The organism is Pseudoalteromonas rubra, assembly GCF_005887115.1.
GTDB classification, from domain to species: Bacteria; Pseudomonadota; Gammaproteobacteria; order Enterobacterales; family Alteromonadaceae; genus Pseudoalteromonas; species Pseudoalteromonas rubra_F.
This window is the reverse complement of the sequence record NZ_PNCJ01000070.1, coordinates 1-404: the sequence shown is the minus strand read 5'-3', so window position 1 is coordinate 404 and position 404 is coordinate 1. Positions and strand designations below refer to the sequence as shown.

The following is a 404-nucleotide window of genomic DNA, read 5'->3' as shown; positions in this document are numbered from 1 at the left end:
GTGCGGTCCTCGAGTAAGTGTTACCTGACCTTCTACCTGCCCATGTCTAGATCACCGGGTTTCGGGTCTATACCCTGCAACTTAAGCGCCCAGTTAAGACTCGCTTTCGCTACGGCTCCCCTAAATGGTTAACCTTGCTACAGAATATAAGTCGCTGACCCATTATACAAAAGGTACGCAGTCACCCATCACTAAGCTACCTCTGCTTGATTTTGGCGGTTGACCGTCGGCTAAAAAGTTAGGTCGACGTTAACGCTAATTCAAACATTGTGCTTACTTAGGAGTTCACCAAAGTAACTTAGTGATGGGCTCCTACTGCTTGTACGTACACGGTTTCAGGTTCTATTTCACTCCCCTCACAGGGGTTCTTTTCGCCTTTCCCTCACGGTACTGGTTCACTATCG

Annotated in this window: 1 rRNA gene; it reads right to left on the bottom strand. The window is 48.0% G+C overall.

The window, feature by feature from the left end:
• Window positions 1-404 (bottom strand): 23S ribosomal RNA (locus CWB98_RS23095); the annotation flags it as partial.